Origin of the sequence: Rahnella sp. JUb53, assembly GCF_004346065.1 — a bacterium.
GTDB lineage: Bacteria > Pseudomonadota > Gammaproteobacteria > Enterobacterales > Enterobacteriaceae > Rahnella > Rahnella variigena.
On the sequence record NZ_SLYT01000007.1, the window covers coordinates 131,307 to 144,048 of the forward strand.

Sequence of the window (12,742 nt, forward strand, 5' to 3'; positions counted from 1 at the left end):
GTGAAATACGCTGCTACAGACAGCAATATTCAGTGATATGCCGACTTAACTTTTCGTTTTGCGAATTGGATCTGCTCAGCTCATCGTATTTCCACTTTGAACTGGAAAAAGACCCACTACACAGGAAATCTTCCCGGAGTTAGGGTAAAGACAGACGAAATAAACGGCTGAAATAGTGAGTCAGGTAAGGAGAGAGGTAATCGCGAGTGAATAACGCAAGCGCATCTGTGAAAGGGATCGGGCGGATTGAATTGAAAGATGCTCCGGCCACAACAGAGCAAGTATTAAAAGATATTCAGACAATGCAAAGCGCGAAGAATATCTACACCACAGATGTTCAGTTGCAGATGTTAACGTCTCACGTAAAAGCCATGGTATTACGCGCCATTACCAGCGAGCCGTTACCTGAAGTCGAAAAAGATTTATTTGATGAAATATCTGCCGAATCCATGCAAATGGCAGAAGAAGTGGTCAGCTGGTTCGGAAATTTACCGATTGAGGAAGCCTATTTGCTCTCGGTGCATTTTGAAGTCGCAAGAGACAACGAACCGAAATAACTTTTTTAGAATACCGCGAATTAATTAATCTGGAGATGTGAATTATGGGACAAGTATTAGTTGTGATCGGCGACCGTTTAGGTAAAGGCCAGAAAGTGGCGGCAGGCGTGGAAGCAGCTGGTGGCAAAGCCATTGTTGTCCCGGGTATGGCAGCAGATATGAAACTCGGCGACGTGATGAAAGCAGAAGGTGCCAGCTTAGGTATTTCCTTCTGCGGCAGTGGCGGCGCGGGTGCGATTACCGCACAAAATAAATATGGATATAAAGCCAAGTACGGGATGCGCTCAGTGGATGAAGGCGTCACGGCAATTAACGAAGGCTGTCTGGTATTAGGGTTCGGATTTATGGATAAAGAAGAACTGGGTCAGCGTCTGGTTGAAGCGTTTAACAAGAAGTATGGTCAGGCGTAATGAAGCAACAATTAACCACGACAGTTCGGGTTGAAGGAAAAGGCGAAAATAAGGCTGCCGCCTTTTCTTCCGCACTGAGTCAGGTTCAGAGGACTGTTCTCAAATCTTCCGCCAATAATGTCTTGCTGCGTATTGAACCGCAGGACGTCAAGGTAATAAAAGCAGAAGAGTCAGTGAAAAGAGAAAAGTTTCTGTTCTTTTTTCTGGCCAGGGAAAGAAAGAGTTATTACGTGGCGTTAGACATTATCGTCAACCTGACTGTTATTAATACGGAACAGGTAGTTTTTGTCACGAAATAAAAACGTTAGCTATAAATGACAAGGATATACTGATGTTTTTAATTATTTTATTTAAGTCGCTTATTATCGGCGGACTGGTTGGCGTGGGCGTAGGTGCGGGTGCCGCACGTATGTTCCATGCGCCAACCGTGCAAGGAATGGGGGCTTTTCGTACACTTGGGGAATTAAACTCCTGTGAAGGCGATCCGGCTTCGCATTTCTCATTCGGTCTGGGCTTCTTCTTTAACGCCTGGGCATCTTCCGTTGCAGCAGGTTCTTTCACGCAGGACGTTGACCACCGCATTATCCCTCACTGGGCTACCGCGGCGCTGATGTTCAAAAACCGCAATGTCGCCGAAACCATGCATGATCCACGCAAGATGGCGATTGCCGGCGGCATCATCGGCATGATTGTGGTGGCCTTCCTCAACACCACCGCGTCCGCCGTTCCTCCGGCGTTACAGGTTACCGCGATTAAAGTGCTGGTACCGGCGGCCAACCTGCTGGTGAACACTGTCATGCCGGTGATTTTCTGGCTGGCGGCGATTGATGCAGGGCGTCGTTCCGGTTTCTGGGCCACCATTTTTGGCGGTCTGGCGCAGATGATCATGGGTAACGCCGTACCGGGTCTGGTGCTGGGTATCCTGATCGGTAAAGGCGTCGAAGAAAGCGGCTGGAACCACGTGACCAAAGTGATGATGGCGGCGATTATCGCGCTGTTCGTCCTCAGCGGTTTCTTCCGTGGTTTCGACGTCAAACTGTTGCAGTCATTCATGCTGGACGTCCCGACATGGCTGAACGGCATTCACAATTCACTCAGCGGTAAGTAAGGGAGCATGACAATGGAAGAACAAGCCAAACGTGGTTTCTGGTACGCCGAGTGGTCGTTCCCGATTTTTGTCGGACTGCTGTCTTCCGGCGTTTTCGCCGGGACACACATGTATTACCTGTACGGCATCGGCGCATTTAACGAAGTGGCGTTTGTGTCGATGTTGCGCTCGGGCATGGACACCGGTGTGTACGGCGCTGTGGCGGCCTTCGGTGCCAGCTTCCTGTTTGCCCGCATCATCGAAGGTTCACTGGTCGGTATTCTCGATATCGGCGGCGCAATCCAGACCGGTATTGGTCTGGGCGTTCCGGCGATGCTGCTGGGTGCAGGGTTTATTTTCCCGGTGGCGAACTTCGCCGCTTCGCTGGTCACCGGCCTGATCCTCGGTTTAGCCGTCGGTTACATCATCATTCTGGCGCGTAAATTCACCATCAATCAGAGCAATTCAACCTACGGCGCTGACGTGATGATGGGCGCGGGTAATGCCTCCGGCCGCTTCCTCGGGCCGTTGATTATCCTGTCAGCGATGGCGGCCTCGATTCCGATCGGTCTGGGTTCACTGCTCGGCGCACTGGGTTTCTATCTGTGGCAGAAGCCTATCACCGGGGGGGCGATCCTGGGTGCCATGATCCTGGGCGCTATCTTCCCGGTTTCATTGTAAGAACAGCAACATAGAAGAAAATCAGCAGTAAAGCGGGCGTCGGGAATATTCCTGACGCCCGGATTATGGAGAACGTCGTATGTATGACTTAATCATCCGGCAGGCATTACGCACAGACGGCAGCCTGACTGATATTGCAATTCAGGACGGCAAATTCGCCGCCATTGGCACGCTGGCAGCCGATGCCACTGCCCGCCAGACTCTCAATCTTCAGGGCAAGGTTTATGCCAGCGCAGGCTGGATTGACTCCCACGTTCACTGTTACCCCAAATCGCCGATTTATCATGACGACGCCGATCTGATTGGCGTCGCCTGTGGTGTCACCACTGTGGCGGATGCCGGCAGCACCGGCGCGAATGATGTCGACGATTTCTATCAGATAACCCGTGCGGCGAAAACCAACGTCTACGCGTTTCTGAATATCGCCCGCACCGGCATTGTCACGCAGAACGAACTGGCGGATATGACGCAGATCGACAAAGTCGGCGTGCGTGACGCCATCGCGCGAAATCCCGGTTTTATCATCGGTATTAAAGCGCGCATGAGCAGCAGCGTGGTCGGCCAGAACGGCATCAAGCCACTGGTGCGCGCAAAAGAAATTCAGCAGGAAAACGACGACCTGCCGCTGATGGTGCATATCGGTAATAACCCGCCGAACCTCGATGAGATCGCGGATTTGCTGACGTCGGGCGACATTATCACCCACTGCTACAACGGCAAACCGAACCGCATTCTCTCGCCGGACGGTGTGCTGCGCGATTCCATTAAACGTGCGCTGAGCCGCGGCGTATTGCTGGATGTCGGTCACGGCACCGCGAGTTTCAGTTTCGACGTGGCAGAACTGGCGATTAAGCAGGGCATTTTGCCGCACACCATCAGTTCCGATATTTACTGCCGTAACCGTATGAAGGGCCCGGTGCATAGCCTTGCGACCGTCATGTCGAAGTTCTTTAGCGTCGGTATGACCCTGACGCAGGTGATTGACTGCGTCACCTCACGCGCCGCTGACGCGCTGCGCCTGCCGGCTAAAGGCCGCCTGGAAGCCGGCGCTGATGCCGACCTGACCCTGTTCGAGCAGCGTTTTGCGCCACAGGTGTTTGTCGATTCCGAAGGACAGTCCGTGAAGGGCGAAAGTTTGCTGGTGCCTCTGGCCGCTGTGGTCGCGGGCGTCCCCCTGTTAACTGAAGAAGGGAAATCTGCTCATGTCTTCTGAACAATCTTTATATGAAAAATATGATTTAAAACAGGTTATTAACGCATCTGGTCGTATGACGGCGCTGGGCGTTTCCACGCCGCGCGAGGAAGTCGCCGCAGTAGTGAATACCGGTCTGAATCATTACTTCGAGATGAAAGATCTGGTGAATAAAACCGGCGCTTACATTGCGAAACTGCTGAACGTAGAAAACGCCGTGGTGGTGTCCTGTGCTTCCGCCGGGATCGCGCAGTCCGTAGCGGCGGTGATCGTCAAAGATGATGCGTGGCTGCTGGAAAACCTGCACGCCGCACCGCTGGAAATCCCGCACGATATCGTGCTGCCAAAAGGCCATAACGTGAATTACGGTGCGCCGGTGGGCACGATGGTCACCATGGGCGGCGGCAAAGTGGTGGAAGCCGGTTACGCCAATGAATGTTCTGCCGCGCAGCTTGCTGCCTGCATCACGCCGCGTACCGCCGCCATCATGTACATCAAATCGCACCACTCAGTGCAGAAAAGCATTCTGTCGGTAGCGGAAGCTGCTGAAGTGGCGCGTGCGCATAATCTGCCGCTGATCGTCGATGCGGCCGCAGAAGAAGACCTGACCTGCTACTACGAGATGGGCGCAGATCTGGTGATTTACAGCGGCGCGAAAGCCATTGAAGGGCCAACCAGCGGTCTGGTACTCGGCAAAAAACAGTACGTCGAATGGGTAAAACTGCAATCGGGCGGGATTGGCCGTGCGATGAAAGTCGGCAAAGAAGGCATTCTTGGCCTGACGCAGGCGATCGAAAGCTACATCACGCTGCCGAAAACCACCGGGCAGGAAATGGTCGACAAGATGACGCCATTTATCGCCAGCCTGAATGAAATCAACGGCGTTACTGGTCGCGTAGTCTGGGACAGCGCCGGACGTGATATCGCCCGCACGGAAATCACTTTCGATGAAGCGGTGCTGGGCTGGAAAACCAAAGACATTGTGGACGCCATGAAAAACGGCGATATCGCGATTTATTTCCGTGGCTACCGCGCCAACGAAGGCAAGATTGAAGTCGATGTGCGCAGCGTGACGCCACCGCAACTCGCCGTTGTCGCACAACGTTTTAAACAACTTTTTAGCGGAGAGAAAGCATGAAGCTGACCCCAAATTTCTACCGTGACCGCGTGTGCCTGAATGTGCTGGCGGGCTCGAAAGACAATGCCCGTGACATCTACGAAGCGGCAGAAGGTCATGTGCTGGTCGGCGTGCTTTCCAAAAATTATCCGGATGTCGCGAGCGCAGTGGCGGACATGAAAGAGTATGCCGCTCTGATTGAAAACGCGTTGTCCGTCGGTCTGGGCGCGGGCGATCCACGTCAGTCGCTGATGGTCAGCCAGATTTCTGCGCAGGTTCAGCCGCAGCACGTCAATCAGGTCTTTACCGGCGTCGGTACCAGCCGTGGAATGCTTGGGCAAAACGACAGCGTGGTCAACGGTCTGATTTCACCGACCGGTAAACCCGGCTTTGTGAAGATCAATACCGGACCACTGAGTTCTGCTTCTGCGGACGCCATTGTGCCGGTGGAAACCGCCATTGCACTGCTGAAAGATATGGGCGGCAGCTCGGTGAAATATTTCCCGATGGGCGGCCTGAAAACCCGCGATGAATTCGCTGCCGTGGCCCGTGCCTGTGCGGAACAGGATTTCTGGCTGGAACCGACCGGCGGCATCGATTTAGAAAACTTCGAGCCGATTATGAAAATCGCGCTGTCGGCGGGCGTGACCAAAATCATCCCGCATATTTACAGCTCAATCATCGACAGCGCATCGGGTAACACCCGTCCTGAAGATGTGAAAACCCTGCTGGCCAGCGTCAAAAAGCTGCTGGGCTGAGGGTTCTGTCCTTTCCTGCGCGGTAAGCCGTCTGCGCGGTTAAACACCCTGCATCTCTCAGCGACTGAGCGGGTGCAGGGTTCTCTCGTTTGTCTGATATCCCAAATTCTGAGGAAATGTATGAGAAACTGGTTTCTGATTTCAGGTTTAACCTCCGCGATGCTGGCAGTGTCTGCCATGCCGCTCTATGCAGCAGAAAAAACAATGACTTCGATGACTCCGCATTTTGCTTACGTCGGCACTTACAACCCGAACGGGGAAGGTGTTTACCGCTTTAAATTCGATCCGAAAACCGGCGCGCTGAGTGATAAAACGCTCGCCAGCCAGCTGCCGAATCAGGCGCAGATGGTGCTCAGCCACGACGGCAAAACGCTGTTTATCGGCAGTGAAATTGATAATTACAACGGCGGCAAACATGGCGCTGTGGCGGCCTACCGCATTGCACCGGAAGACGGCAGCCTGACGCTGATTAACCAGGTGGATTCGCAGGGTGCAGGGCCGGTGTATTTGTCGCTGACGCCAAAAGGTGACCATCTGCTGGTGGCGAACTACATCAGCGGCGTGGTGGCAGTGTTCCCGGTGGATGCCAGTGGAAAACTGAGCGAAGCAAGCAACAGCCAGCAGGATTCCGGTCCGGCGGGGGCAGGCAAACCGGCAGCGGCGGCGGAGGGTAGTTTTGCCATCAGCGACCATAACGGGCCGCACGCGCACATGATCGCCACCGATCCTTCCGGCAAATTTGTGTTCTCCACCGATCTCGGGCTTGACCGGATCTATCAGTGGAAGCTCAACAGCGAAACCGGCGTGCTGGAAGCCAACGATCCGCCGTTCATCAAGGCCTCTTCAGAAGGTGCAGGACCGCGCCATTTTGTGTTCCATCCGAACGGCAAAGTGGTTTTCCTGATCAACGAGGAAGCCTCGACCCTGACCAGTTATCGCTTTGATACCACCAAAGGCACGCTGACGGAGTTGCACAGCCTGTCATCGCTGCCGGCCGGTTTCAAAGGCACCAACTTTGCGGCAGGGATTGTGCTGAGCAAAGACGGCAGGCATCTGTACGTGGCGAACCGCCTGCATAACAGCATCGCGCAGATTAACGTGACCGGCGAAGGCGCAATGACCTGGAGTGATGAAACCTGGACGCGTGGCGATTATCCACGAACGCTGACGTTGTCACCGGACGGCAAATATATTTACGCAATGAATCAACGAAGCGATAACATCACCAGATTCAAGGTTTCTGGCGAAAACGGCAAACTGTCATTCGTTGATAATTATGTGGCTGTGGGCAGTCCGTCACAGATGGTGATCTTGCCCTGATAACGTACTGCGTCTGAACTAAACCTTCTGCGTGGAAACTTTCCCGGTGACTGCGCAGAGGGCGTATCCGCAATAATATGGAAGAACAATGGTGAGATTTCCCAATCAACGTCTGGCGCAACTGTTTGATGCGCTGCAAACCGAAACCCTTCCTCAGGATGAGCTGGCAAAACGACTGTCTGTGTCGACGCGCACGGTGCGTGCCGATATTACTGCGCTGAATGAAATCATCGCCGATTTTGGCGCGACCTTTGTTCACAGCCGTGGCAGCGGGTATCAGCTGCGGATTGACGATCAGACGCTTTTCTCAACGTTACAGCAATCGACGCAACGCAAACCGAATCCGACGCCGCGCACTGCCGCTGAGCGGGTGAAAACGTTGCTGATCCGCTTTTTGACCTCAGCTTTTTCATTGAAGCTGGAAGATCTGGCCGATGAATGGTTTGTCAGCCGGGGAACCCTGCAAAATGATATGGCTGAGGTGAGGGAGCATCTGGCTCGCTATCACCTGAATATCGAAACCAAGCCGCGCTACGGCATGAAACTGTTCGGTGCAGAACTGGCGATCCGCGCCTGTCTGACCGATCTGCTGTTCCAGCTGGATGCCGAGGAACAGGCGAATCCGCTGCTGAAGGCGGAAAGTCTGGAGCCGGAAGCGCTGGTCCCGCTGACACGCTTTATGCATCAGGTGCTGACGCAGTCTTCTGTTCAACTGACCGATGAGGGCGAGCAGTATCTGATCTTGTACTGCGCGGTGGCGATTAAGCGCATTACCGGCGGTTACCCGCTGACCGATTTTGATGCGGAAGACGGTGACCCGGCGGTGAAGCAGGTTTCCGTACGACTGGCAGCTGAGCTCAGAAATCTCGTCGGCAAGGAAATTCCTGCCTCTGAGGAAGCTTATCTGCGGGTGAATATCGCCGCACGCCGCGTGCAGAAAATCCTGCCGACCGACATTAACGCCGACGATGACGAAGCGCTGGTCGATTACATTCTGTCGTATATCAATTCGCACTATAACTATGATTTGCAGGGCGATAAGCAACTGCGTGCTGACCTACTGACGCACATTAAGACCATGATTACCCGGGTGAAATATCAGATAAATATCCCGAACCCGCTGCTGAACAATATCAAACAGCATTATCCGATGGCCTATGACGTCACGCTGGCGGCGGTCTCCAGCTGGGGAAAATACACGCCGTATACGCTGAGTGAAAACGAGATTGGTTTTCTGGTGCTGCATATCGGCGTCGGGCTGGAGCGGCATTACAATATCGGCTACCAGCGGCATCCGCAGGTGATGCTGGTGTGCGACACCGGCAATTCAACCATCCGCATGATCCAGGCGCAGATTAACCGTAAGTATCCGCAACTGGTGATGAAACAGGTGGTTTCGCTGCGTGATTACGAGCAGCTGGAGCATATCGACGAAGATTTTATTATTTCCAACGCCCGCATTACCGAGAAGAATAAGCCGGTGGTGGTGTTGTCGCCGTTTCCGACCGAATACCAGATGGAACAGCTCGGCAAGCTGGTGCTGGTCGACCGCACACGGCCTTATATGCTGGAAAAATTCTTCGACGAAAAGCACTTCATGATCGTCAACGAACCGATGACGCAGGCGGAGTTGTTCCGTCATGTGTGTTCACAGCTGGAAGAAGAAGGATATGTCGATCAGGCGTTTTACCCGTCAGTGGTCGAGCGTGAAGAGATTGTCTCGACCATGCTGGGCGAAGGGATTGCGCTGCCGCACTCGCTGGGACTGCTGGCGAAGAAAACCGTGGTGATTACGTTGCTTTCGCCGCAGGGCATTGCCTGGGGAGAAGGGGAAACCGCGCACGTGATTTTTCTGCTGGCGATCAGCAAGGCGGATTACGAAGAAGCGATGGCGATTTACGATTTGTTCGTGACGTTTGTGCGGGAACGCTCAATGAGCCGTTTGCTGAGCAGTGAGAATTTTGAAAGCTTCAAGGCCATTGCAATAGATTGTTTAAGCCGCATTTAATACGGCTCAAATAGTGCTTTAATTATTAGTCTTCGTCAAAACCTGAATTGATCAGATTTACCACTGCCGTCAGTGCCTGTTCTTCATCTGGACCGGTGGCTTCGATTTCGATTTTCTGACCTTTCGGGGAATCGAGCATCAGCAGCGCGATCACGCTGCTGGCTTCCGCTTCAATGCCTGTGCCGTTGCGCAGCATCACTTCTGATTCAAAGCTCTGCACCAGTTCAAACAACTTCATCGCCGGACGGGCATGCATCCCTAACCGGTTTTTGATTTCTACCGTTTGTTTTACCGTCATGATTTACGTTTTTCCAGCGTGCGATGGCGGGATTGCACGTTCTTCCCGCGGGAACGGAAATAGTCGGCCAGTTGCTCTGCGATATACACCGAACGGTGTTTACCGCCGGTACAACCAATGGCGACGGTCAGATAGCTGCGGTTGTTGGTTTCCAGCATCGGCAGCCATTGTTCAAGGTAGCTGCGGGTCTGGTAGATAAAGTTGTGCACTTCGGTATGACGGTCGAGGAACGCCGCCACCGGTTTGTCTAGGCCGGTCATCGGACGCAGTTTCGGATCCCAGTGCGGGTTCGGCAGGAAGCGTACATCGAACACGTAATCCGCATCAATCGGAATGCCGTGTTTGAAACCAAAGGATTCGAAGACCATCGTCAGCTCACGTTCGCGTTTACCCAGCAGGCGGGTACGCAGCATTTCTGCCAGTTCGTGAACGGACATTTCGGACGTGTCGATGATGAGATCAGCGGAAGAACGCAGAGGCTCGAGCAGATCGGCTTCTTCATCAATGGCACTTTCGAGGGAGAGATTTTTGCTGGAAAGCGGGTGCAGACGACGGGTGTCGCTGTAGCGGCGGATCAGCGTGTTGCGGTCGGCATCAAGGAACAACAGCTGCGGTGAGAAGCTCTCCGGCAGTTGTGACATCGCGTACTCATAAACTTCCGGGGTTTCCGGCATGTTACGCACGTCGATGCTGACGGCCGCTGACGTATTACGTTCAACGAGGGTCTGGGCAAGCTGCGGCAATAAAACCACCGGCAGGTTATCCACACAGTAAAAACCCATGTCTTCCAATGCCCGTAGGGCAACCGATTTCCCGGAACCGGAACGGCCGCTGACAATCATCAGCACCATGGTGTCACTCCCCTGGCATTCAGTGTTCAGAATTCATTTTCCCGGCACCGTACCGGGAATCAGCAATTTATTCGTTTTCAGTCATTATCTGGAACAGTTCTTCATCGCTCTGCGCACCACGAAGGCGGCGACACACTGTTTTATCAGCTAATTTCTTAGCCACCAAAGATAATGTATGTAAATGGGTTTTACATTGATCTGCCGGTACCAGCAAGGCAAAAAGTAAGTCTACCGGCTGATTATCGATGGCATCAAAAGCGATCGGTTGTTCCAGCTGAATGAACACGCCGACGGCACGTAACGTATCTTCTTCCAGCTTACCGTGCGGGATGGCGATCCCGGCACCGATCCCGGTGCTGCCCATACGTTCACGGGTCAAAATAGCGTCGAAAATCACCTGTGGCGACAAATTAAGTTGTCTGGCGGCCAGTTCGCTGATGATTTCCAGTGCGCGTTTTTTGCTGGCGCAATGAACGCCGCTTTTGGTGCATTCGGCATTAAGCACCGACGTTAATTGCATTGCTATATCGTTGATCATGTCATCTTTCACTTTTGCGCTGTTTCACCCTTAAAGCTATATCGGCTCGTTTCCCGAAGGTCACAAGCCGATGCCCGAAGGTTTGTAGCACAGGGTTGGCTACATGAATGTCAGTGCTGTTTCAGTTTGTCTTTATGTTTATTCAGCTGGCGGGCCAGTTTATCAACCAGTCCGTCAATCGCTGCGTACATATCCTGATGTTCCGAGGTGGCATGTAACTCGCCTCCATTCACATGCAAAGTCGCTTCGGCAACTTTTTGCACCTTTTCCACGCTCAACACCACATACACCTGATTAATCCTGTCGAAATACTGCTCTAGCTTGGCCAGCTTCGACGTGATGAACTCTCTCAGGGGATCCGTGATCTCAATGTGATGTCCGGTAATGTTGAGCTGCATAATGTCTTCCTTCTCTGTTGAGGTCAAACTAACTGTTTACGTTGGTTTGAGGGCGGGATGGACAAAGACTCTCGGTATTTGGCGACGGTTCGTCGTGCAACCATAATTCCCTGATCGGAAAGCAGGGTCGCTAACTTACTGTCACTGAGCGGTTTTACAGGATTCTCCGCTGCGATTAATTTCTTCACCAGCGCCCGGATGGCGGTTGACGATGCCTCGCCGCCGCTGTCTGTACTGACATGGCTGGAAAAGAAATACTTCAGTTCGAAAATGCCACGCGGGCTGTGCAGAAACTTCTGCGTCGTGACGCGTGAAATCGTCGATTCGTGCATTTCTACGGCGCTGGCGATATCAGCCAGCACCATAGGTTTCATAAATTCTTCACCCAGTTCAAAGAACGCCTGCTGCTGCTCAACGATACAGCGCGTGACTTTCAACAGCGTGTCGTTACGGCTTTCCAGGCTTTTGATTAACCATTTGGCTTCCTGCAGGTTGCTGCGGATAAACTGCCCGTCGCTGTCGCTGCGTGCGGAATTCCCCATCGCGGCGTACTGCTGGTTAATCTTCAGACGCGGAATGCTGTCCGAATTGAGTTCAACCGTCCAGACTCCTGACACTTTGCGCACCAGCACATCCGGGATCACGTATTCAGATTCGCCGGTATTGATCGACTGGCCCGGACGCGGATCAAGAGACTGGATCAGGAGCATCGCTCCTTTCAGTGTATCTTCTTTTAACCGGGTTGATCGCATAAGTGCGCGGAAATCATGGTTCGCCAGCAAATCCAGATGTTCGCTGATGATAAGACGGGCTTCGGTGATGAAAGGCGTGTCGGTCACATACTGGGAAAGCTGGATCAGCAGGCAGTCGCGCAGGTCGCGCGCGGCCACGCCGACCGGGTCAAAACGCTGTACGCGTTTGAGCACGGCTTCCACTTCGTCCATCGTGACGTTTTCATCCCCGATGCTTTCCAGAATGTCGTCAAGAGAAACGGTGAGGTAACCGGTGTCATCGACCGCATCGACAATGGATGTCGCAATCGCCGCATCAGTATCTGAGAACGGCGTCAGCTCGACCTGCCACATCAGGTAATCCTGAAGGGTCTGGGTGGTTTCACCCTGATAAATCGGCAGCTCGTCGTCGCTGTAATCATTACCGGTGCCGGAAGGCGTGCCCGCGGTATAGATTTCATCCCAGGTCGCATCCAGCGGCAGCTCTTCGGGCATGTCTTTTTGCTCGAGTGCTTCGCGGGTATCTAACCCTTCGCTGTCGGTGGCTTCTACCGAGTCGATTTCTTCATGAAGGTCGGTTTGTTCCAGCAGAGGGTTGCTCTCCAGCGCAAGTTGGATCTCCTGTTGGAGCTCAAGCGTGGACAATTGCAACAGGCGGATGGCCTGTTGTAACTGTGGAGTCATTGCCAGTTGTTGGCTGAATCTGAGTTGCAAACCTTGCTTCATATCTTGGCTTTATTTCCGTTGATGAGTGAAAACGGCAACACTTCTGTCAGAGACGGCCTGTTTCATTTTA

Annotated in this window: 15 protein-coding genes; 10 read left to right on the plus strand and 5 right to left on the minus strand. The window is 53.2% G+C overall.

The genetic code is table 11. The features are described from left to right. Window positions 1–206 precede the first annotated feature (206 nt). The 10 genes from EC840_RS17105 (at window position 207) to EC840_RS17150 (ending at window position 9,130) form a co-directional block, all read left to right on the plus strand. The gene (locus tag EC840_RS17105; RefSeq protein WP_132966295.1) at window positions 207–557 is read left to right on the plus strand and encodes a PRD domain-containing protein; all 351 of its coding nucleotides are present in this window, start codon (window positions 207–209) and stop codon (window positions 555–557) included. Window positions 558–601: 44 nt separating this feature from the next. Next, window positions 602–967, plus strand: coding sequence for an SFCGS family glycine-rich protein (locus EC840_RS17110; RefSeq protein ID WP_112288358.1), 366 nt, complete (start codon window positions 602–604; stop codon window positions 965–967). After that, window positions 967–1,266, plus strand: coding sequence for a DUF4312 family protein (locus EC840_RS17115; protein WP_113876720.1), 300 nt, complete (start codon window positions 967–969; stop codon window positions 1,264–1,266). The genes EC840_RS17110 and EC840_RS17115 overlap by 1 nt, the downstream gene beginning before the upstream one ends. A 32-nt stretch (window positions 1,267–1,298) precedes the next feature. Continuing rightward, window positions 1,299–2,075 (plus strand): DUF4311 domain-containing protein, encoded by a 777-nt coding sequence (locus tag EC840_RS17120; protein WP_056776226.1) that lies wholly within the window; start codon window positions 1,299–1,301, stop codon window positions 2,073–2,075. Window positions 2,076–2,087: 12 nt separating this feature from the next. Beyond that, on the plus strand, window positions 2,088–2,735 hold the full coding sequence (locus EC840_RS17125) for a DUF4310 family protein (protein ID WP_112288360.1): 648 nt from the start codon (window positions 2,088–2,090) through the stop codon (window positions 2,733–2,735). A gap of 79 nt (window positions 2,736–2,814) precedes the next feature. Beyond that, window positions 2,815–3,948 (plus strand): amidohydrolase/deacetylase family metallohydrolase, encoded by a 1,134-nt coding sequence (locus EC840_RS17130; RefSeq protein WP_132966297.1) that lies wholly within the window; start codon window positions 2,815–2,817, stop codon window positions 3,946–3,948. After that, window positions 3,938–5,065, plus strand: coding sequence for a DgaE family pyridoxal phosphate-dependent ammonia lyase (locus EC840_RS17135; protein WP_132966299.1), 1,128 nt, complete (start codon window positions 3,938–3,940; stop codon window positions 5,063–5,065). Before EC840_RS17130 ends, EC840_RS17135 begins: the two co-directional genes overlap by 11 nt. Next, the gene (locus tag EC840_RS17140) at window positions 5,062–5,802 is read left to right on the plus strand and encodes a KDGP aldolase family protein (RefSeq protein ID WP_132966301.1); all 741 of its coding nucleotides are present in this window, start codon (window positions 5,062–5,064) and stop codon (window positions 5,800–5,802) included. Before EC840_RS17135 ends, EC840_RS17140 begins: the two co-directional genes overlap by 4 nt. Window positions 5,803–5,922: 120 nt before the next feature. Beyond that, window positions 5,923–7,122: a lactonase family protein gene (locus EC840_RS17145; RefSeq protein WP_113876724.1), complete on the plus strand. Its 1,200-nt coding sequence runs from the start codon at window positions 5,923–5,925 to the stop codon at window positions 7,120–7,122. A gap of 88 nt (window positions 7,123–7,210) precedes the next feature. Continuing rightward, window positions 7,211–9,130 carry a PRD domain-containing protein gene (locus EC840_RS17150; RefSeq protein ID WP_132966303.1) on the plus strand — a complete coding sequence of 640 codons (1,920 nt, stop codon included), beginning with the start codon at window positions 7,211–7,213 and terminating at the stop codon, window positions 9,128–9,130. A 25-nt stretch (window positions 9,131–9,155) separates the two neighbouring features. Here the strand turns inward: EC840_RS17150 and npr are convergent, their stop codons facing one another. From npr to rpoN, 5 genes are all read right to left on the minus strand, one after another. Further along, window positions 9,156–9,428 carry a PTS phosphocarrier protein NPr gene (gene npr, locus EC840_RS17155; protein WP_120131579.1) on the minus strand — a complete coding sequence of 91 codons (273 nt, stop codon included), beginning with the start codon at window positions 9,426–9,428 and terminating at the stop codon, window positions 9,156–9,158. Continuing rightward, entirely contained in the window at window positions 9,425–10,279 is an 855-nt protein-coding gene (rapZ, locus tag EC840_RS17160) for an RNase adapter RapZ (RefSeq protein WP_013577261.1), read from the minus strand. The genes npr and rapZ overlap by 4 nt, the downstream gene beginning before the upstream one ends. Before the next feature lie 67 nt (window positions 10,280–10,346). Then, complete coding sequence (ptsN, locus tag EC840_RS17165) at window positions 10,347–10,829, minus strand: PTS IIA-like nitrogen regulatory protein PtsN (protein WP_192878634.1); 483 nt, start codon at window positions 10,827–10,829, stop codon at window positions 10,347–10,349. Window positions 10,830–10,927: 98 nt separating this feature from the next. After that, complete coding sequence (gene hpf / locus EC840_RS17170; protein WP_013577259.1) at window positions 10,928–11,215, minus strand: ribosome hibernation promoting factor; 288 nt, start codon at window positions 11,213–11,215, stop codon at window positions 10,928–10,930. Window positions 11,216–11,238: 23 nt separating this feature from the next. Next, window positions 11,239–12,672 carry an RNA polymerase factor sigma-54 gene (gene rpoN / locus EC840_RS17175; protein WP_112288367.1) on the minus strand — a complete coding sequence of 478 codons (1,434 nt, stop codon included), beginning with the start codon at window positions 12,670–12,672 and terminating at the stop codon, window positions 11,239–11,241. Between the last annotated feature and the right edge of the window lie 70 nt (window positions 12,673–12,742).